Annotated in this window: 16 protein-coding genes and 1 other annotated feature; of the genes, 5 read left to right on the top strand and 11 right to left on the bottom strand. The window is 62.1% G+C overall.

Translation table 11 applies throughout. The features are described 5' to 3' along the window. Positions 1-78: 78 nt before the first annotated feature. Positions 79-3,882 (bottom strand): phosphodiester glycosidase family protein, encoded by a 3,804-nt coding sequence (locus Bravens_RS05355; RefSeq protein ID WP_062021044.1) that lies wholly within the window; start codon positions 3,880-3,882, stop codon positions 79-81. A 300-nt stretch (positions 3,883-4,182) separates the two neighbouring features. Between Bravens_RS05355 and Bravens_RS05350 the strand changes: the two genes are divergently transcribed. From Bravens_RS05350 to Bravens_RS05340, 3 genes are all read left to right on the top strand, one after another. Next, positions 4,183-4,662 carry a hypothetical protein gene (locus tag Bravens_RS05350; protein WP_062021041.1) on the top strand — a complete coding sequence of 160 codons (480 nt, stop codon included), beginning with the start codon at positions 4,183-4,185 and terminating at the stop codon, positions 4,660-4,662. A gap of 188 nt (positions 4,663-4,850) precedes the next feature. After that, positions 4,851-5,855 (top strand): isopenicillin N synthase family dioxygenase, encoded by a 1,005-nt coding sequence (locus tag Bravens_RS05345; protein WP_062021038.1) that lies wholly within the window; start codon positions 4,851-4,853, stop codon positions 5,853-5,855. A 139-nt stretch (positions 5,856-5,994) separates the two neighbouring features. Then, positions 5,995-7,266, top strand: a complete 1,272-nt coding sequence (locus Bravens_RS05340; RefSeq protein ID WP_061943109.1) for an ATP-binding protein — start codon at positions 5,995-5,997, stop codon at positions 7,264-7,266. Between the two features lie 22 nt (positions 7,267-7,288). On the opposite strand, the gene Bravens_RS05335 is transcribed toward Bravens_RS05340, so the two are convergent. Further along, on the bottom strand, positions 7,289-7,816 hold the full coding sequence (locus Bravens_RS05335) for a GNAT family N-acetyltransferase (RefSeq protein ID WP_062021036.1): 528 nt from the start codon (positions 7,814-7,816) through the stop codon (positions 7,289-7,291). Positions 7,817-7,933: 117 nt separating this feature from the next. Here Bravens_RS05335 and Bravens_RS05330 point away from each other — a divergent pair, with 117 nt between their 5' ends. Then, on the top strand, positions 7,934-8,218 hold the full coding sequence (locus Bravens_RS05330) for a hypothetical protein (protein WP_062021033.1): 285 nt from the start codon (positions 7,934-7,936) through the stop codon (positions 8,216-8,218). Positions 8,219-8,560: 342 nt separating this feature from the next. Here Bravens_RS05330 and Bravens_RS05325 read toward each other — a convergent pair whose 3' ends face one another. Further along, positions 8,561-9,220, bottom strand: a complete 660-nt coding sequence (locus Bravens_RS05325; protein WP_082791049.1) for a CPBP family intramembrane glutamic endopeptidase — start codon at positions 9,218-9,220, stop codon at positions 8,561-8,563. 107 nt (positions 9,221-9,327) lie between these two features. Between Bravens_RS05325 and Bravens_RS05320 the strand changes: the two genes are divergently transcribed. After that, positions 9,328-10,791, top strand: coding sequence for a tryptophan-rich sensory protein (locus Bravens_RS05320; protein ID WP_062021029.1), 1,464 nt, complete (start codon positions 9,328-9,330; stop codon positions 10,789-10,791). Between the two features lie 34 nt (positions 10,792-10,825). Here the strand turns inward: Bravens_RS05320 and Bravens_RS10845 are convergent, their stop codons facing one another. The 8 genes from Bravens_RS10845 to mobF all read right to left on the bottom strand — a co-directional run bounded on the left by Bravens_RS10845 (position 10,826) and on the right by mobF (position 20,862). Further along, the gene (locus Bravens_RS10845; protein ID WP_280512871.1) at positions 10,826-10,948 is read right to left on the bottom strand and encodes a hypothetical protein; all 123 of its coding nucleotides are present in this window, start codon (positions 10,946-10,948) and stop codon (positions 10,826-10,828) included. A 63-nt stretch (positions 10,949-11,011) separates the two neighbouring features. After that, entirely contained in the window at positions 11,012-11,935 is a 924-nt protein-coding gene (locus Bravens_RS05315; protein ID WP_062021026.1) for an IS3 family transposase, read from the bottom strand. Next, positions 11,855-11,971: a sequence feature (AL1L pseudoknot), on the bottom strand. (Overlaps the previous gene by 81 nt.) Then, a complete protein-coding gene (locus Bravens_RS10910; RefSeq protein WP_425304150.1) occupies positions 11,932-12,687 on the bottom strand; it encodes a transposase in 756 nt (251 codons plus the stop codon). It overlaps the preceding feature by 40 nt. Before Bravens_RS10910 ends, Bravens_RS05315 begins: the two co-directional genes overlap by 4 nt. Positions 12,688-13,193: 506 nt before the next feature. Further along, positions 13,194-14,804: a DUF6119 family protein gene (locus Bravens_RS05300; RefSeq protein ID WP_062021020.1), complete on the bottom strand. Its 1,611-nt coding sequence runs from the start codon at positions 14,802-14,804 to the stop codon at positions 13,194-13,196. Positions 14,805-14,879: 75 nt separating this feature from the next. Continuing rightward, positions 14,880-15,119 (bottom strand): DUF2188 domain-containing protein, encoded by a 240-nt coding sequence (locus Bravens_RS10905; RefSeq protein ID WP_062021017.1) that lies wholly within the window; start codon positions 15,117-15,119, stop codon positions 14,880-14,882. Between the two features lie 18 nt (positions 15,120-15,137). After that, entirely contained in the window at positions 15,138-16,319 is a 1,182-nt protein-coding gene (locus Bravens_RS05290) for a helix-turn-helix domain-containing protein (RefSeq protein ID WP_062021014.1), read from the bottom strand. Positions 16,320-16,321: 2 nt separating this feature from the next. Further along, positions 16,322-17,065, bottom strand: a complete 744-nt coding sequence (locus tag Bravens_RS05285) for a hypothetical protein (protein ID WP_062021011.1) — start codon at positions 17,063-17,065, stop codon at positions 16,322-16,324. Between the two features lie 251 nt (positions 17,066-17,316). Next, positions 17,317-20,862 carry a MobF family relaxase gene (gene mobF / locus Bravens_RS05280; protein WP_062022261.1) on the bottom strand — a complete coding sequence of 1,182 codons (3,546 nt, stop codon included), beginning with the start codon at positions 20,860-20,862 and terminating at the stop codon, positions 17,317-17,319. Positions 20,863-21,033 lie beyond the last annotated feature (171 nt).

Raw genomic sequence — 21,033 nt, 5'->3', positions numbered from 1 at the left:
CGCAACCGCACAATGCAGCAGGGCAGTCACCGTCAGCGGTGACTGCCCTGCCATTAGGGGCGCCTATCGGCACACACGTCAGTGCTTAGCTTTGCGCCTCGTTCCCATCAGCAGCACACTGCCCGTGCCGATGCCCACCAGGGCAAGCACGACCAGCGCGGCCGCTTCGGTTCCCGTACGCGGAAGCGCACCAGACTGCGAACCTGAACCAGCTGACGCGCCCTCTGCCGAGGTGCCGCTGCCGGAACCGCTGTCTTCTGCGGTGTCGCTGCCGGTCGAGTCTTCCGAGGTGCCGCCACCCGACTGACCATCGCCGGCGTCACCCGGTTCTCCACCTTCCGAACCGTCTGAGTCCGAGCCGCCCGGCTCTGACTCACCCGGTTCTTCACCTTCACCGGGTTCTTCACCGTCACCTTCATCAGGGTTCTCCGGCGCTTCCGGCTCCGGCTGTTCGTTATCAGCTGCAGGAACTGTCACCTGCTGGGTGGCAGTACGGCCATTGACTGTCACGCTCAGCTTTGCCGTTCCCGGGCGAAGAGCTGTGATCTCGCCGGTGGACGGATTGAATCGAATGACAGCGTCCTGAGCTGCCGCACGCTCGAACTGCTGGCCGCCATCGACGACCTGCACGCCGTCGCCGCCCCACTGAGCGGTAACAGGCCAAGCCACCGGAACAGTACGGCCGTCCTGCGTAAAGGATGCGGTAGCCGAGCTGCTCTCACCGAGCGGAACAACACCGGCGGCCTCGAGAGACACCTCGTCAACCCAGGGCCGGGTTTCAGCGGCCAGCCAGTTCACGCGGTCCTGAGGTGACGGGTTCTTTCCGACCTTGCCCTTGGCCGGGTCGATTCCGAGCATCGTCCAGCCGGTGAAGCCGCCGGTTTCCGGTGTTCCCGCCGGGTTCTTACCCGAGTTTCCGTTGATCAGATAGGTCACACCCTCAACAGCCGAACCGTGGAAAGCACCGACGTGACCGTTGATGACCGCAGCCGACTTACCCGAGGATCGCTTGAAATCAGCCATGAGCTTCTCAAAAGCACGAGCTTCACGCTGATCCGACAGCTGGCTGCTCTTGGTGGGCAGCGGATCGTTCGGCGGGTGGTGGAAGAACACCGTGACACCCGTCAGCTTGTCATCAGCCGCGACTTCGTCCATCTGCTTTTCAAGCTTTTCGATCTGGTCGATTCCACCACTGCGCAGCGAACCGCCAGCGGTGTTGAGCGTGATCACGCGGGTGCCATCGAGGTCCTGCGAAGTTGTTGCCGGGCCGATCTCCTTTTCGAACACGCCGATGTCTTTGCTGCCCATGATTTCGTGGTTGCCGGGCACGTAGATGTGCGGAATGCTCTTATCCCACTCTTCGTCGAGGATCTTCTTTGCAAGAGCGAAGTCCTCCTTCGACCCTTCGTCCACGAAGTCACCGTCGATGATGAGCAGGTCAGGCTTAGCTTCGCGGATTTCACGCAAAGTGCGGCGAGCGCCTTCAACGGCGGCGGAGTCTGGCTTAGCGGCGATGAACTGCGCATCGCTCATCACGGCGATCCGCTGGGGGCGGTCTGCTGTGGTCCCGTGGGCAAGCAGTGCCGGGTCGTGGATTGCGGAGTCCTTTTCGCCTTCCGCAGTCGGCACTGTTGTCACCTGGAGGTTGGAGACCGCGATGTCGCCCTTGTACTGGGCTTCCGGTCGGGTTTCCATGATGCGGATGCGGTCAACTGTCAGAGGCTGCGCCAGGCCGTTCGGGACGGCGAACCTGACCTTCTGCCAGCCTTCTTCTTCGAGGTGGTCCCCGTCGAGGTTGGCAACTGTGCCATTGGCGTCGGTCACCTGCAGACGGGGCCACGCGCCTGTGCCATCACTTTTCACGTCGAGGCTGAAGCCGATGGCTGTGCCGTCGACGGGTTCGGTTTCCTTCGAGCCCAGGTAGAAGCCGCGGGTGGCTGCCGAGGTGGTGAAGTCGTACTTCATGCCGATGGCAGGCTTGCCGTCCCGGCCTTCTGCTTTGGCGATCTCGCCGGACGCGCGTGCATTCGCGGTTTCGAAGTTCTCGGGGTCCGAGAAGTCCCACACGGCAGTGTCCTTGGTTCCGTAGGCGACTGTCACAGTGGTGCTGAGGTCGCCGACGGTGAAGGTGATCTTGCCCGTGGGTGTTTCGCCTGTCGCCTTAACGGTCCAGGTGCCCAGTCCGTCGTCTTCGACTTCTACTCCCCCGGTGGTGCTGACCTTGACGTCGGAGGTTTCGATGCGCGCCCGCTGGCCGTCAGCGTCAAGACCGGTGAGGGTGATCTTCGCGCTGGCGTCTGCATCGGGCAGGCTGAGTGACTTCTCCGAGGCGCGCAGGGCGATGGCTTTGCCGAGCACCCGCAGCTTCGTTTCGTCGCTATTGTCGCCCGCGCTGTAGGTGACCGTGCCGGTTCCGCGTTCTTCACCGGTAATGCGGGCTGTGTTCTTATCAGTCGACGCGACCTTCAGGGGCGCGTCTGCGCTGAACTTTCCTGCGGCTTCAGCCGGGGAGAGGTTGGAGGACAGTCCCGTGCCCTTCACGGTGCGGGTCAGGCCGGGGAACACCGCGCCCTCGCCTTTCAGACCGAGGCTCAGCTGAACGCCCGAGGTGTCGTCGGACTTTGCGGAGGAGTAGAAGACGAGGGCGTTGGGCACCTCGCGCACCTGTCCATCCGAGGGGGTGTTCCAGATCTTGGGACCGTCATCACCTGCTACGCGGGCGGACATGGCGGACGATCCACCGCCGTCGAGGTTGAGCGCGTTGTGCGCACCCATGTCGCGCAGCAGCTCACCGATTTCGGTGAGGTTCATACCGCGTGACTTGTTTGAGCGGCCGTCGAGGACCATGACGTACAGTTCGGTTCCATCTTTGCTGATGCCGACGGCGGTGCGCGGGTGGGTGCCCGTTGCCAGGCTGTCGGTCATCTTCGGCACTGTGCCGTTGGTGAGAATCTGGTGTGATCCTGCGATGCCGAGGTCGACGTCTTCAGACGGTCCCACTTCGATTTCAACCTTGTCGCCCTCTTCCAGCTGGGCGATGGTCTCGGCGCCTGCTTCACGGCCGATGAGCACCTGGGTGCCATCGGCCACGCGGCGCTTGCCGAAGCTGTCGACAATGTCGGTGGTTTCCGTGACGGTGCCGTCTTCGATAACGGCCGCGGCGATCTTCTTAGCCTTCTTGTCCGGCGCTCCCACCGGGCGGTCGAGGGTATAGTCACCCCACGCCGAGGTGTAGACGCCGATTCCATCCACGGCCAGCTGCGGGGTGTTCATGCCGGCAAGTTCGTGCTTCTTGCCTTCAGGCAGTGTTGCAGTCCCCGTCGCGGAAAGCTGCTGGACTGCTGCACGGCCCTGATCGATCGTCAGGGACGGCTGAGGCTTCGCATTTCCTGCACGCAGGCCGTCGCTGCTCACCGAGGTGTAGATCGGGGCGTCGGAGTGGTTGATGTCGAAGAAGGTGCCGTTGACTGCGGCAACAGCTTCTTTTCCACGCGGACCCTGGTGCATCACATCGTCCAGCGGTGCGCGTCCCGTTACCGTCCCGGTGTCGCGCAGGTCAGTTGAAAGTGTCGACTCGCCCAGATCAGCGGTGAGAACGCTGCCTTCGTTCCAGCCGGGCTGTTCGAGGCGGGAGAAAGTGGTCAGGTCCAGGCCGGGAGCAACCGGCTGGGTTTCCGAGGTCCGCAGTACGCCGCCCTTGGACAGCTGTTCGTCGGTGACCTCTGCGGCAGCAGGTGCGGCCTGCCATGTTTCGAGTGCGGTCAGCCCCGGTGTGAGAAGCGCAAAGACCGCAAGCAGCGCAAAAATGCGAGCGCGGATCGTTTGGTGCTTCAGAGAGCCGAGATGGGCAGTGTCTGTGTGCTCAGCAGCTGGAGAGCGCATCAAAGCCTTCCTGGGAAAACAATGTGTGGGTGCTCTGAAACCGTAAAAGGGCGAAGCGTCACTCAGATCACTCGCAGATGAATATCGCGTAACCACTCACGGCCTATCTGACCAGCAACGATGATGGCAGGAGAACCCAGGTGAGCACCCGGCAAACCGGGCAGAGAAAGGGTGCCGGCGGCACCTCGTGAGTGATATCGAGGTGAACTCCCCGTGAAGGAGGAGAGGAAGCGCGACCAAACCACCTGCTCAAAGGCTTAGCCGATGTAACACTGGTTGCCTAACGACAGAGAGGTCACGATGTTCTCCTTTTTCAAGAAGAAGCACAGCGAGCCGGCGGCGGCTCCGCTTGGCGATTCCCCTGACGCGAGCCCGGTACCCGCAGTGGATTTTAATTTCGCGGCGCAGGCGCCTGACGGTTGGGAGCTGCTCATCGATGGTGAGAATCCCACTGCGATCGGATCCTTCGACCAGGTGCGCTCGGCACTTGCGGGACTGGAGGAATGGGCGTTCGCCGCAGTTCAGAAGTCTGGTGACCCAGCGTTGAGCGCTCAGGCGCTGTACAAGGGTGAGCGCTGCTATCAGGCTGAAGTGCTCACTGACAGTGAACCGCTCATCTACGGGCTTCCCACAAAGAAGGGCCGCAACAGCGAAGAGGCGGGACTCGATGACGCCGCCCTAGTGCTGTGCACCTTCATCCGCGATGACGGAGCGCTCCCCCAGATTCCGCACCTCGTGACTTCTCACCCCGAGCCGGGGGTTTCCTTCGGCGGGCTCTGAGCGCAGGCTCCGAGGTTGAAGGCTGGAGCCGGTCTGGCATTTCAGTCATCGTCTGTCACAGAGCGTCAAAGAAACCACCCCAAGATGACGGAATCTTTCCGGCCGTGACAGTGGAGCCGCGAGGGCGCCTCGTGCGTGCCTAGCGTCGGCGGTGTTGAGCAATTCCACCGAAGAATGCAGAGGCGCCCATGACCGCGAAACAGCTGCCCATCCTTGATCTCAGCCTGGCCGACGACCCGGCAACCGCCGAGCAGTTCCGCGAAGAGCTGCGCCGGGTGACACACGAAATCGGGTTCTTCTACCTGACAGGTCACGGAATTCCCGCTGAGGATTTCGCACAGATTCTCGAAGTCTCGCAGAAGTTCTTCGACCTGCCGGAAGAAGAGAAACTCGCAATTGAGAACACTCACTCCAAGCACTTCCGCGGATACACCCGCACCGGCGGCGAACACACGCGAGGTGTTGTCGACTGGCGCGAACAGATCGACATCGGTGCTGACCGGCCCGCGATTGCCGAACCGGAACACGATTACGACAACCTACGCGGCCCCAATCAGTACCCGGAGTCACTCCCGGAGCTCAAAACCATCACCGACAGCTGGTTTAAGCAGCTCACAGAAGTCGGCGACAAGCTGCTGAGCGAATGGGCGCTGAGCCTGGGCCAGCCGGCTGATCACTTCGCACCCGCATTTGCGAATGAGCCCGAATCGTTCATCAAGATCGTCCGCTACCCCGCAGCCGAGGATGACTCGGTCACGCAGGGCGTGGGCGAACACCGCGACTCCGGAACACTCACACTGCTGTACCCACAGCCGGGAACTTCGGGACTGCAGGTGCTGACAGCCGACGGGTGGATCGATGCTGACCCGATTGAGAACACTTTCATCGTCAACATCGGCAAACTGCTGGAAGTCGCAACCGACGGCTACCTCAAAGCCACTCTCCACCGTGTGCTGCCGACTAAGCCCGGTGAAGACAGGATCTCGGTGCCGTTCTTCTACAACCCAGCACTGAGCGCGCAGCTGCCGGCAGTGACTCTCCCGCCGGGGCTTGCCTCGAAGGCGCGCGGGGTCTCGGTCGACGAACTCGATGTCCTGCACACCGTCTACGGCGACAACGCCTTCGCTTCCCGCCTGCGCAGCCACCCCAATGTGACCGAGAAGCACTACCCCCACCTCGCCGGAGCACAGTGAGGGGCGCGGTGAAGTGTCTGTTCAGGCACCGGGCCGATAAATTAGCGGCTAACAGGCCGATAAACTGCCTGGTAACGAGGCGATAAGTTGGCGGTTATCTCCTCGATAAATCGGCGGTTAGCCTGCTATTGTTCAGACTATGGCCATCGACTACCCGACTGACAGCCCCTCGTATCTCCCGCGCTACATCGACCTTGAATTGGACGAGCTGACGGGGGCATCTGCCATCGCCATCGACGGACCAAAAGCAGTGGGCAAGTCCGAGACGGCCACAAGGCGAGCGAATCGAACATACTTCCTCGACCGTGACAGCGAACGGGAGCTCCTTCGAGCTGACATGGACGCCCTATTGGTTGCCGAAGACACACTGTGCATCGATGAATGGCAGCACTTGCCTCAAGTTTGGGATGCGGTGAGGAGGAATGTAGACAAGCAGGTAACCACGCGCTACCTGCTGACCGGAAGCGCCACACCCAAGCAGGGCGTCGATACGCACTCAGGCGCCGGACGTGTGATCAGCCTACGGATGCGACCACTCGCCCTGTCTGAGCGCGCTGACACCTCACCAACGGTCAAAATCGCTGAGCTCTTCACAGGCACAGCCACAATCTCCGGCCACACAGACTATTCGCTGACAGACTATGCTGAAGCACTGTCCGCTACCGGACTGCCGGGCGTCTGCCGACAGCCAGCCCGGCTTCGTCGCCAGCTCATCGACGCCTATGTTCAGCGCGTTATCGACCGCGACGTTCCAGAGCAGGGACTCCTGGTGCGCAAACCAGAATCGCTGCGTGCATGGTGGGCGGCATACGCAGCGGCATCCTCAACCACCACCTCGTACACCAAAATTCTGAACGCCGCCTCTCCGGGTGACGCTGCCAAAATCTCCAAAGATTCGGCTCTGGGTTACCGCGACATCCTCAGCAAACTATGGCTGTTGGATCCGGTACCGGCATGGTTCCCCAACCCCTCCCCATTCAAAAAGCTCACTGCTGCCCCGAAGCATCAGATATTTGATCCCGGCATTGCGGCCGCTCTGCTCGGTCTTACGCCGAACATCCTTACCTCCGGCGAGCCCGGCTCGTGGGAGCTGTTTGGCCAGCTCTTCGAATCGCTGGTCACTCTCACTGTTCGCGCGGCTGGACAGGCTTCCGAGGCGAAGGTCTCACATCTGCGCACACAAGGCGGAGCACAGGAGATCGACCTGATTCTTGAACGGTACGACGGCAGGGTCGTTGCCTTCGAAGTGAAGTTGAAGCCAACACCCACGGACAGGGACGTTCGCCACCTGCATTGGTTGGGCGATCACATCGGTCCGCGCTTGGCGGACAAGGTCGTGGTCACAACGGGCACAGATGCTTACCGAAGACCGGACGGTGTGGCCGTTGTCCCACTCGCACTGCTGTGTTGAAGGCACAGGTTCACAGCCGTCATTATTCAATCCGCATAGGGATGCTGTCGTATGTCGGGTGCGGGTCGGTCGTCAGCCTCCCGTAGGTGTCAACGTCGATCCGCTGGCCGTCAATGAGGAACTTTGCTCGCTCGGTGCCCTCTTTGATGAAGCCAGCGGATCGCGCCACATGTCCGGATGCAGGGTTGTTCACCCGGTGGCCGAGTTCAAGCCGTTCCAAGCCTTCGTGGTCGAGTGCCCAATCTGCCTCGGTGGCTGCTGCCCTGCTTGTCCAGCCTCGGCCGCGGGCCCGTGCAGTCATCCAGTACCAGAACCAGCCAGAACGGTTCTCTTCGTCGACGGTCACACAGACCACACCGACAAGAGACTCGCTGTCGCAGACTGCCCACGGCCGGTGGGGGGAAGAAGCTTCGCACAGTTTGCCGACATAGCGCTCAGCATCCGCAAGGGTTGTCACATCGCCTTGCCGGGCCATATCCGGGGCGGACAAGAATGCGTCCAAAACAGCGGTCACATCGGAAGTGCGCAGTCGGCGGAGGATCGGTGTCAACGCGAGTTTCCTTTCGCGGCTTGGTTCCGGGTGCTGTTTTCTTCGTGCGTTTTGCGCCGCATCAAAGCCAGGATTGGAATCTATCGCGTTTTGGACACCTGTGATACAACGTGATCCATGAAGCTCCGCAGACGCCGCACCACCTACCTCGAAGTCGAGGGGCACCACTTTCGTGTCGTCGCTACCCCACGGACACAGCACGTGGATTGGCTGACCTGCCCGAGTGAAGAGTTCCCCAGCGGGTACTCTTCGGGTGCATACGTCGCGGCGAACAGCAGATTCACCTATTGGATCGAAACGCTGAAGCTGATGCTCTTTGGCCCGCTGCCGACTGATGAGCAGCTAAGCGACGAAATTGCCGACTGGCTTTCGCTCACGCTGTCCGAAGAAGACGACGACTGACGGAAGTGCCCGGGGTTGGGTTTAACCGGATTCCGCCCCTCGGCCCCTTTTTTCAGCCGCGGCATGTATTCAATGCCGCGGCTGAAACGTTACTTACACGTTCATTTTGATACAAGCCGCTGGGTGAGTGCATTTGCGGCGGGGGTGCAAATGGTTGATCAGCCTAGCGTGTCCCTGGGCGGTGGATGCTGCGGTGGAGTGCCAGACTTTCCGGCCGAACCAGCCGCCGCAATCGGCGCATTTAATCTTGTTCGCGAACGGATGGCTGGTGGAGGTTCCCCGGTCTGCGCGGCGAGCCAGTTCTGCCTGGACAGCTTCTTGGGGAATCTAGCGAATTATTTTTCAGTGGATGAATACCGGCAGCAGAAACGCCATGCCTACGCCCCAGGTGAGATGCATTACAGCTGCCGAGATTAGTCTGTTCGACCTCTTTACTTCCATAGTCGCGAATCCTCCGATGAGGAGGGCGGCGACGAAAAGAAGGGGGACTCCCATCGTCGCGGTGACTGCAATGTAGAGAGCTATTTGAGAGATGATCGCCATCGAAGGTTTCAAACTTCGGTCAAATTCGCTCTGGGCGACGCCCCTGAAAAACATTTCCTCACCGATGCCGTTGACGACCAACGTGACGAGTGTCAGCCACACCGTGCTGGTTGCCATGTTCGCGAGCAGCTCAGCGACGGGGACTGCCAAAGTCGGGACGAAACGGACTCCCATCGCGCCAACGATGAACACGGCGACGAGACCGAGCCCCAGCGCCATGCCTCTAGCCGATTCCCGCAGGTAGTTGCCGGTAAACGCGTCGCGTTGCCCCGCCAGTAGCCATGAGACGAGCCATACTGCTGCCGTGAAAAATGTCGCCGCATAGAAACCGACCGACCCGGCTCCCGAAATGGCCGAGACGAATAAGCCGATTGCCCCCAGCGCAGCAGGAAGAAGGACCCTGAAGGCAATCCGGCCCATCGCTGGTGCAATGAGAGTGTTGGGGACTGAAGATGGCATAAGACCAGTCTGGCACGAGAAGCACACCTGTGGCCGAATTGGCAAGGGTACGTATGCTGGGACCACATAGCGTATTTGGCAATCGCCAACGAGAGGACAAGTCTGTCATGGACACAGACAACACCACATCCACCCCACGTCTGGCCCTGGTCACCGGAGCTACCGGTTACGTCGGTGGGAACGTCACCCGTGAGCTAATTGATAGGGGGTGGGCCGTGCGCACCTTGTCTCGTAGCCGTGACAAGGCCCTGTCCATGGAGTGGGGTGACCATATCGTTGACGAGGGGGACACCGCTGGTGCCGGCCAGGTTGAGGTCTTTGAAGGTGACGCATCGCGGCCCGAGGACCTCGACCAGGCCCTAAGGGACATCGATGTGGCCTGGTATCTGGTGCATTCTATGTCCAGCGATGACGATTTCAAAGACACAGAGGTCGCCATGGCTAGGGATTTCGCCAAGGCCGCAGAGAAGCACGAGGTGGGACGAATTGTCTACCTGGGCGGTCTGCACCCCGACGGTGAGGAACTATCCGAGCATTTGGATTCCCGGGTGAAAGTTGGCGAGGTATTCCTCAACTCTGACGTTCCCACGGCTGCGCTCCAGGCGGGTGTAGTGCTCGGTGCGGGGTCGATATCTTTCGAGATGCTCAGGCATCTTTCCGAACGCCTCCCGGGTGCCATCGGTCCTAAGTGGATTCAAAACAAAATCACGCCTATTTCCGTCCGAGACGTCGTCTTCTACCTCGCCGGTGCCGCAGACTTGCCCGAGGAGGTCAACCGCACCTTCGACGTCGGAGGCCCGGATACTCACAGGTATGCGGACATGATGAAGGAATACGCGGCTACGCTCCGACTTGGCCCGAGGGTGATTTTCTCTGCTCCCGTGGCAACACCCGAGCTCGCTGCGCACTGGATCTCTCTGGTCACACCCGTTGACGCTCAGATTGCGAAGCCTCTTATTGGGAGTTTGATGCATGACACGGTGGTCAAGGAGCGCGACCTGGAGTCCTACATCGGCACTCCGGAGGGCGGTAATCAGTCCTTTGAAGAAGCTGTCCTGGCTGCTACGGAGCATGTAGATACGCGTCGCTGGCTGCGTACTTTCGCAACGGTGGGAGCTGCGGTTACCGCATGCGCGACCGTGGGCAGCGTCCTTGCCGATCCGAATAACAAGGAATATCACCGCTTGAACCTGCCGTCGTGGCAGCCCCCGGCGTGGATTTTCCCGGTCGTCTGGACTGCGTTGTACGCCGATATTGCTGTGGTGAACTCGTTAGTCCTGTCCGACAACCTGGAATCCGACGATAAAAACGATAAGAATGCCCAGCGCCGCAACAGCGTGGCACTGGGAATCAACCTTCTGCTAAATGCCGGCTGGCCCGGGGTGTTCTTCCGATCGAAGAAGAAGGGGCTGGCCACAGTGTGGTCTGGCGCCCTGGCCCTAAGCTCCGCTGACTTGGTACGCCGAGCATGGAAATCCGCCCCGCAGCGCGGAGCCGTTCTGGCTCCCTATGCCGCATGGACTTCCTTCGCCACGGTTCTCAGCGGAGCAATTCGCAGGCAAAATAGGTAGGGGCCGGTCACTCAGGTTCTTGACCTGAGAGGACCTATCGGGGCAGGTCGATGCCTTCCCGGTAGAGTTTCCAGAACTCCTCTGACTGAGAGCCCCAGGCAACGTTGACTCCGTCGGGTGCCATGCGGGTGGGCAGGGTTGCGGGGACGGTGTTCACCGCGATCGGGGCATTCTGGCCTGTTCAGCTCCGGGTTTGGTAGAGGCTGTTATTGTTGGTTTTTTATGCTGCCGCGGGTTGTGGCGTGGCCTGGTTGATCCATGCTGAATGGAACTCGTTAGGTGGTCGGTAGTCGATTGCCGAATGTAGCCGCCTTTGGTTGTACCAGGCCACCCATTGAGAGGTTTCTGCTATCGCCTGGATCAAACCTGACCAGACGTGACCGTCTATTAGTTCGGCTTTATAAACTGAGTTCAGAGCCTCGGCCATGGCGTTATCGTATGAGTCCCCGCGTGATCCGACCGACGCGATGATCTGTGATTCTGCGAGGGTTTGGCCATAGCGAATTGACCGAAATTGAACGGCGCGATCGCTGTGGTGGACAAGTCCCGGGACGTCTTCGCCAGCCCGATACTTTGCCGCCAAAGCCATCGTCAGAGCATCCCTGGCCAGGGACTCACGCAGATGGTTCGTCGCCTGCCAACCAACGATCTGGCGGTTGAACACATCGAGAATGAACGTCGTGTATACCCACCCAGCCCGCGTAGGCACATAGGTGATGTCGGCCACCCACAAGCGGTTTGGAGCCGGTGCCTTGAACTCGCGTTCGACCAGGTCATCCGGGCATTCTTCAGCTCTGGCGGAGGCTGTCTTGGGGCGCTTGCGCTTGCGCCGGAGCCCGTCGATGCCTAACTGGCGCATCCACCGCTCCACCGTGCATCGAGCCACAGGACCGAACTGGTCGGCGTGCTCGCGGTTGATCGCCCGCCACATCTTGCGTACCCCGTAGCAGGAGTAGTTAGCCTCATAAACGTCCCGGATACAGGCCATGAGCGCCTGGTCCCGACGGGCCCGGGCCGATGGCTGACGCTTCTTGTAAGCGTAATACGAGCTCACAGCAATCCGTGCAGCAATCCCTTTCAGGGCACGCACGATTGGCTCGACTCCAAACTCGTGTTTGTTCTCATCAATGAAGGTGACGATCACTTTGATGGGTGGTCGAGCTCCGCCGCGAAGAAAGCCGAAGCCCGGCGCAGGATCTCATTGGCCCTCTTAGCTTCGGCCAGCTCGGCCCGAAGCCTGCGGTTCTCTGTCTCAAAATCGATCGATTCTGCTGGCGTGCTACGACCCGAGGCTTTGTACTTACGCACCCACACCCGCAAGGTCTCTTTGTTCACACCAAGCTCAGCTGCCACACGACCGATCCCGCCGAAGCCGAGATCGAACGCACCTACCAGCGCAACTCCCTCAGCCACGCCCAGGCGGAGCACGTCCGAAAGGTCCTCAACGACGTGTTCGATCAGCTCGAAGGATCCAGCGAGGACGAACGCAAGCTCCTGACCACCCAGCGCGACAAGCTCGAAGCCGAACGCCTCAAACTCGTCCAAGCCCACTACGCCGACGCGATACCACTCGACCTCCTCAAAAGCGAACAAGACCGCATCCGCGCCAGCCTCGACCAGATCACCACCCGACTCGACAACCTCACCGACACCTACGCCGAGGCCCGAACAGGCTTGGACCAGCTCACCGATCTCCTGGTCGACCTCAACGACCTCTACAGCAAGCGCGAACCAGCCAAACGACGCACCCTCAACCGCGCCCTGTTCACCCGCATCACCATCGACGACGAAGAGAACGCCACCTACACACCCGAGCAGACCACCGCGAAAGTCCTCGCCCACACCAGCATCGACACCCCGGCGCACATCACCGCAGAAACAAAACTGCCCCGCCATCAGGCGGGGCGAGTTTCGGTCTTATCATCTTCCGTGGACCTAGCAGAAGGCTTGTCGAAACTCGCCCCACCGGTGGGTTACATGAGATCACTGCACCGAACGATCCGCAGTCGCGCGGAGCGGCCTACCCAACGTGAGCCAGAACCGGTAAGTCCGCACCGCAGCATCGGTAGCGAGGCACTCGACTCTCTGGAACGGCGGTATCACGATGGCGAGGCGCTCCGCGCGATCGCGAACGATGTCGGGCTGAGCCGTCACCGACTGGCGTCACTGCTTCGGGGGCGAGGCGTCCGCATCCGCGGAGCGTCTCCTTCTTCCGCAGAGGTTCGAGAGATGGCCCGGCTCTACCGGGCCGGCGAATCACTAAAACGCATTGGTGACGACTTGGGGTACTCAGCTGGCACGATTCGGAACCACTTGCTCGCGGTCGGCGTGACTCTGCGGGGCTCGCAGGCCCGTGATCGATGAAGGAAATAGTGCGTTGGAGAGGGACCCCGAGTGTCGCTCTACTCGGAGTCAGTGATCGGTACACGGGCCACGGCGACGCTGAACCCCATGGTGACGAGTTGACGGCCTTGCTGCATCAGGTTCAGCTTGCTGAAGAACGGGAGCCAGTCGCGTCCCTCGCGAGTCGAGTTCGCGATAACTGCGTACGTGACGCGGTACCGCGATCTATCTACCGTCTCGTCGACTCTCGGCACGAGCCGGAGCCAGGTCTCGCGTGACTCCGCCGCGACCTCGTCTTCAATCAGCTGGCGGACTTGGGTTCGGAACGCGCCGTCGTTGATGAAGGTGGAGGCGGAGACGCTTCCTTGCGCGAATAGGTGGCTCAATGTTGCGGAGCGGGACTTCCGTTTGACGTGGATCAGGTCACCCTGGTCGGAGAGGACGTCACAGAACTCTATGCCACTGCTAGCACCGCCAGGTCGTTTGATGCGTGCGTCCAATTTCAGCAGGTGCTGTGGCGAGGACGCCGCCAGGCGAGTGTTGTAGTCGGCTTCGATTTCACCTGAACGTGCCGGCGGAAGGGCCACGTGCGTGTCTGGTAGGCCAGCAGCAAACGCGTCTACCTCCTCGACGAGCGTGGAGCTGACAGCGAACCAGCGTCCTTCGATGAGGACATGAAGGCGGCTATCGAGCCGCTGTTCGGTCACGATGCACTGATAGAGGTTCCACCGCTTGTCGAAGTTCCCCGAGCGCCCGAACCGGACGGAGACAGACCTAGTCTTAAGGTTCTTCAGCGTGATTGTGGCGCGGTCGTCACCAAGTCGGCTCAGATAATCATCGAGGTCCAGGTCTTCGTAGACGTGGCTGCGAGTTCCGGCGATCGTGAATCCGTCGATGTCCTCCCAGTCGATCGTCTCTGGCATGGCGAGGTGTGTCGCCCCAGTTGACCCAGTCCGCAGCTGCGCTACAAGAAGATTGTTGAGTGCTTCGACGGTCGCGTCATCCCGCACGAGTGAGAGCTGGTCGATCCAGCCGAAGTCCGTCTTGTAGTCGTCTGCGTCGAAAGCAGTCAAAAGGTCGTCGCAGATGGCAGGAAGTTCCAACGATGGGGTCGTGACACCCATGACCAGTGAGTCCGCTCCAGCGATTCTCTTGGAGAATGTTTGGTCGCGGGGTTCGCCGGTTACCGCGCGCAGAATGTCTCGGGAGATGTCGACACCAAAGGTCGGCAGCTCAGCACTCTTGCTCACTTGAGTGTTGGTTGACACGACAAGATCCTCGAACGTCTTGGTGTCGAGGCTGCGGATCTGACGAGGATCGATGCGGTTGAGCGCGACGCGTAGACCGAATTGGTACTCGATCTTGGAGAGGTCAAGCAATGATCGTCCATATCCGAAGGTGAGCGCGAAGATCCGGCCGCTCGTCCGGAGGAGCAACAGTCCCGATGTGGAAGCTGAGCGGATGCCACTGAGTTGGTCCGTCAGTAGAGGTTGCACGAAGCTAACCCATGCCGGCACGGATGGCTGGGGCTTGACGTAGAAGAAACGGCCGTCGATACCGGTGGATGGGTCGATCTCGACGGTCACACTTGGCTTGTCCGGGTCGAGAGCATCGTCGAAGTCGGCGATGTCCTCTCGTAGGAGGTAGAACGTGAGTCGTCTCGATTTCATGATGCTCCTGTCGGCGGTGACGGGGCTGTCCGCGGAGCCAGATCGCCTATTGGGCTCCGCGGACAGGCACGGCAATCATCCCTTTGAAGACCGTGGATCGCTGCCAGGGGCGATAGTGTCCTGTGCACGGATGGTCCCCTTCTTGGAACGCACCTGTAGCTCGCCGCCCCCGTCGTTGCCGAGGATGGTGCGCGCCCTGCCAATGCCGGCGGCCTGCGTTGGCGTGACCGCACTTGCCCGCGAAGCGCCTGGCTTCCGGACCTCCCAGTCGCCGTTGTCGCGTTGTTGCACCACGCGCTTGTTGGGCTTTCCCATGATGCTCTTCCCCTTCTTCTACATGAACTCGTGCGGGAGTGCCGAGTTCGGGTCATTCGGCCGATTCGGCACGAGAGTCAATTTCGGCTGCGGATCGTCAATGCCTGCCAGGCGTCGCACGTGACGGGGGGTCATCTGAAGGTCGGCTGCGATCTTGGCGAGGCTGGTCCCAGAGCCATCAAGAAGGTCGATCGCTGACTTCAGCAGCTCCGGACGCTCTCCAGGAAAGTCACCAATAGGCATCGGCCGTCGCGGAAGGCTGTTCAGCGTGATGTAGCCGCGGCGAACCGTGGACTCGGAGAGGAGATCAAGTTCACGGGATCGATAGAGCAGCGATGCCACTGAGACACCCCACCGCTGGCTGATCTGTTCGTAGCGGTTGAAGTTGACCCGCCTCGGTAGCTCGTTGGCGATCACGTCGCGCGGGGTTAGGAACTCGGCGGCGAACATGTCTGCTTGACGTTCCAACTGACTGTCGGTCCCATGTCGACCGTGATGTAGCACGATGTGCCCCAGTTCGTGCGCTGCTGAAAAGCGGTGCCGCATCACGTCGTTCGCCTTGTCAGGTGTGAGCACGATCATCGGGCGAGGGAGTGCCGTGGTCGAGAACGCGTCAATGCGGCTCTTCTCGTCCAAGCTGTCGTCCTGCTTCATGGAGAAGAAGACCGTCAGGATTCCGTGCTGTTCGATCTGGTACACAAGATGCCGGATGGGTTCGTTCCCCAAGGACCAGTGTCGCCGAACGGCTTGTGCCGCAGTCACGGGGTCCGGAACATCGGCGGAGTCAACGCTGGCCCACTCCGGAAGGTCGACTTCCGGAAACTCGACGCTCTCTTCGAGGTAGCACGCCAGTTCCCAGGCTTGCTCGACGTAAGCAGTGGCCTGCTGTTGTTGAGCGACGCTGGTAGAGCGGAGACGCCGGAAGGAAGCCTCAGCGATGTCGACCTGGGCGCGAGGTCGCCCAAGGGCGAAGAAACCCGGCGGAACGCGAAGGGCGTCGGCCAGCGCGGCTACAGTTTCGGCCCGAGGGCGAACCTCCCCACGTTCGTATTGTCCGATAGCGGCGGCGGAGACGCCGACTTTGCGGTGGAGCTCTGCCTTGGACATCTTGTTGATGCGTCGAGCTTGGGTAAGTCGGGCGGGGTCGAAAAGTCTCGCAACATCAGCCGCGTCTGTGGACTGACTACGGGGGGCGCCCATCGTTAACTGCCTTCCTTCTCGGCCGGGCGAGGGCGAAGCCTCACGGTAGTGCGGGGGCGATCACCATCCGCGAAGCTGCCAACAGGCGCGAGCACGGCTGCGGGCGCCTCGCCCGCAACAGGCACCTGATAAGTGAGGCGTTCGGGGTCGGTGAACCCCAGGTAGCGGCCGTTGAGCTGTGCCGGAGCGAAGTAAATCGTGCCGACCCCCTGGGGCGAGCTGCTGTAGTACGGCACGAACAGTGTTGCGCGCGTGTCACCTTCACTGAGGACGGTGAGCGCGTCGCTGAGTCGGGCGGGCTGCTCGACACCGAAAGCCTCGTCAAGCTCGAACAGTCCGGCGTCGACGTACTTGGTGTTGCTGGTCTGCTCCAAGAGTTCGCGACGCGACTCCGGGAGGTAGTTAAGTCTGATGCGGCGGTGGTTTCGAGGCATCTGCTTGCCCACCCGGAGCGGGAAAATCAGTGCATTGCCGAGGAAAGTCAGCGTGCGGCGACTCCTGGGTATCTGCACCTCGCGGTAGGAGAAGAAGTTGGCGAGAAGAGTGCGGAGTTCCTTCTGCACACCACGGGACATACCGGCGCCGTACACGTCTTGGTCGCCATCAGGGTCGTCGTACTCCGTGTGGGCTCGGGCGGAACGCTCCTGACTCCTCTGGATCGCATGCGGAACATCCCGGCGGATTGCACATAGTTCCTCTCGTGTGAACTCGCCGCGCCAGTCCTGGCGTTCGCGCTGCCCGGTCATGGGACTCCTCTCGATGGCGAGTTCAGACTACCCCAAACTTCAGCCTTGCGCACAGATCCGTCATTCTCACGCGTGTCGTGACCATCTGATCGCTCGTAAATGCAGGAGCTTCGTACCTCCCGAGGTCAATTCGCTCCACGTTCGTGTCGCCTGGGGCGCCGCCAGTGAGCCCGACTCCGCGTTCTCGGGGTACAGCTCGACTCCGCGGCCAGAACAGGTCACGTGACATGCAGCCCGGCCGGAGATGCCGATCACATTGTCGGACCTACGGGCTTCCTCTCGACGGTCACTGATCTTGGAGCGGTATTGGAGCTGCGCGGAGGCACCGCCGCCTGCGCTCGTTCCGCAGCGACCCGCGCGCGGGCGCGGTCGATCTTCTGCGTCGTGCCCTCGGGCTGGGCGCCGAGCGGGGCCGGGTCGCTGATCTGGTACCGGTCACGGTAAGCGGCTACAACCAGGGCGCGGCGTCGCCACTGCTGCCGCTCCCGACCGCCGGCGGGTATCGGACCGAGTGCCATAGCCCATGGTTCTTGCGTCTGCAGGGCGGTGTCGAGGACTGCTTCTGCTCGGGTTTCGATGAGGTGGCGGCGCTCGGTCAGGGCCTGTTGCATGTCGGGGGTCATGGGGCCGGTGGCTTCGGGGATCAGCCCGGCGATGAGACGCGGTGCCTGGCGGGTGCGGCCGGAGCCGGCGGGTCGGGTGGTGGCGTGGGTGAGGCGGTGGTGGATGACGGAGGGGATGTCGTCGGCGTCGGCGAACCCGCGAGCCTTGATGAGGCGTGGTAGGAGGGTGTCGATGTGGTGGTGGTTGGCTTCGGCCCGGCGCAGTTCCGCGGTCAATGCGCCGAAGGCGTCGGAGTCGATGACCGCTTGCGCTTGCTCGTCGGTGAGCCCGGAGCCGCGGACCAAGGTGGTCCAGCGGTCGTGCTGGGCTGCAGCGGCGATGGTTTCGTATTCGGCGGCGAGTTGGGCGATCGAGCCCCACTGCTCCTGTTCGGCGGTGATGGTCTCGTGCGCCGACAGCTCAGCACCGCTGTGTTGGAGCACGCCATAGAGGACCGTACGGGCGGTGGCATCGGGATTGTCGCCCGGATGCGGCTCAGCGTGGTCGTCGGAACGGTCAAGGATCACGTAGGCCTGATTCGATGCGCGTCCGCGGGTCATCGCGACATACAGGTTCTCCCGAGTGGTGGTGGGCTCCACCAGCACATGGGCGGAGTCGGTGGTGAGGCCTTGGGCGCGGTGGGCGGTGACGGCGTAGCCGAGGTCGACGTGCTCAGCCACGTAGTCAGCGGGCAGGACGATGCTGTTGCCGAACCGGGCACCGGGAGGTCGGATCGTGACCGACCCATCGCCGTGCACGGCGGTGATGGTCCAAGTTTGGCCGTTGCGGACCCAGCCGTGCCGGTTCCGCAGCCGACGGTCATTGCGGCGGGTGATGATCGTGTCACCCACGCCCGCTGCCGATCCGTCGGACAGAGTGATTTCGGGGCCGGGCTTCAGCGTGCCGTCGAGGATGAGGTCGGCGCGGGCTCGGACGTTGAGGGCGGTGACGTTCTCGCGGGTTTCAGCGATCAGCACCGACACCAACCCCGACTGTCGGTCGTGGCGCCAGGCGGTGTAGGCGGCATCGGTCATGGCCTCGGCGTCACCGTCATGGATGCGGTCATGTGCCAGGTACGTGTCGATGACTGGGGTGCGGCCGTGCCGCAGTTCCAGGGATGCGGTCTTCTCCCAGTCGTGGGTGAAGCGGTGGACGTCGACCAGCTCGGGAGCATCGTCGCGGTCGTGAATCAACAGGCTGAACGCACCACCGGCATCGACAGACTGGAGCTGTGCGTAGTCACCGACCAGCAGCACCTTCACCCCCGCTTCCTCGGCTGCCTGCGTGATCCGGTCCAAGGAGAGGGTGCCTGCGAAGGAGGCTTCGTCGATGATGACCAGCTGCCAGGGCTGGAAGGTGGCGCCGGTGTGTTGGTGGGTGGTCCACCACTTCGCCGTGTTCTCCGTCTGAATGCCCAGATCGTCGGCCAGCACTTGCGCCGCCACCGCCGACGGGGCCAACCCCACCACCGACCCAGCACCATGCGAGGTCTCCCACGCCCGGCGCAGCGCATTCATTGCCGTCGTCTTGCCGGCACCCGCCGGCCCCACCAACACATCCACCACCCGGCCCGAGACGGCAACCGACGCCAAGGCTTCAGCCTGGTCGGGACCGAGCACCCGCCCCTCGGCGTCAGGCTTGCTCGTGATCGTTTCGACGGTGGCCAGGTCGATACTCGGGCCAGTCGTGGCACGGGCCCGTTGCAGGAGGCGGTCCTCTGCGGCGAGGAGGGTGTCGGACGAGAACACGGTCGAGTGCTTCGGGCGGAACACGCTGGTTCCGTCCGGGCGGCGAAACTCCACCGGACTCACCGCTAGCTCGGGTGGGGTCAGGCGCAGGGACGCGTGTTCGGCAGCGTCGGCGACCATGGCGGTGATGGCTTCACGGTCCTCAACGGTGGCGAACCGCCACCCCATCGTTTGGCGGGCGGCTTCGGCCATCAGGTTCCAGCGCCGCCACGTCGAGCGCTTCTCACCGACCACCTCGACCACCGAGCGCCCGACCTGCTCGATCAGGTCTAACGGCACATCATCAGCCCGCAACAGCATCTGCCGTTCCCCGGCAGTGACGGTCCGCGCCCACGCGGTGGCATCCGTGCCGAGCTGCTGGCTGGCGCGGGTGCGCCACTCGGCTGTTAGCTCCGTCAACGAGCGGACCTGCTTCTCTGGACGGGTCGCGAGCGTGGCTTGGGCGCGCAACCGGATCACGGTGGCATCCGATGGCTGCTGTCCGTGGGTAGCCACGTACTCAGCTACCAGCTGGTCCTTCTCCACCTCGATCTGTCGCGCCCGGGTGGAGAACTCCGCCACCAGTTCCTCGGGGACGTCAGTGATCGCCCATGACGGGTTCCGGTCCCGACCCATCTCCCGCGGCTCCCAGCTCACGCCGAAGGTGCGGGTCATGTGGTCGGCGAACACGGCCTCGTGCAGCTCGGACAACGCGACAACCGCGGCATGCATCGGACGCCCATCCAAACTCCGCCACTTCCCATCCAAGACCGTTTGGGCCTTGTTGCTGATCACCACATGCGTATGCAAGTGCGGATCCGCGGCGCGGGAATCAAAGTGATCAAACGCCTTCGCGATCAAACCCGTCACGTCAACTTGTGCAACCGCGCCATCCCCAGCAGTAGCCCCCGTGCGGGTGGCTGCAACCTCGCGCTCCATGAACGCAACCACCGCCGCAACCGCCTCATGATGAGCTTGCGCAATCAACGCCTGCGTCCCCGCGTCCGCAACCGCCCACAACACCGACGCCGACTTCGGCACACTGAACGTGAAATCAAACCCCGCCACCGCACGCCGCGACCCCCGCCCAGCCTCCTCCGCCTCGATCTGCGCAACCCTGCGACCCCGCTCCACCGCCCCCAGCGCCGGGTCAAGTTGCGCGACACGGTCCGCGACCCGCTCCGCAGCCGAGCTGTACACCGGATACGCCCGCCCCAATGGCACACCAGTAATCGGATCCCGCCCCATCCCCACCAGCAACTGGAGCTGTGCCTCTGAGACCTGGGCGCCAGGTGTGAGTTCGCCATTACCCAGAGCGGTGACGCCGGAGCCGAGCCAGCGTCCGGGTGGGGTGCCAGCCTCGGCGTAGTAGCGGGTCAGCGGAGTGGACAGCGACCGGTCACCGTCACCCGCCGCCACGGTGCGCAGCAGGTACTTGTAGCCGTCCCCGGCCGACATCACCCGCATCGACACCGTCACCCAAACCACCCCTTACCTGCTCCTCACACAGGTGAGCCGGCGCCTTCCCGACCTCGATCTGCAAGACGCGTGGCAGATCTGTCGAGGTCTCTCACGGAACGAATCTCGATGATGCCGAGGCTCTGCGGCCTTGGGTTAGCTCGGGATTCGTACTGGCCA

Origin of the sequence: Brevibacterium ravenspurgense (genome assembly GCF_001584615.1) — a bacterium.
Taxonomy (GTDB): domain Bacteria; phylum Actinomycetota; class Actinomycetes; order Actinomycetales; family Brevibacteriaceae; genus Brevibacterium; species Brevibacterium ravenspurgense.
This window is presented reverse-complemented; position numbering and strand designations above follow the sequence as displayed.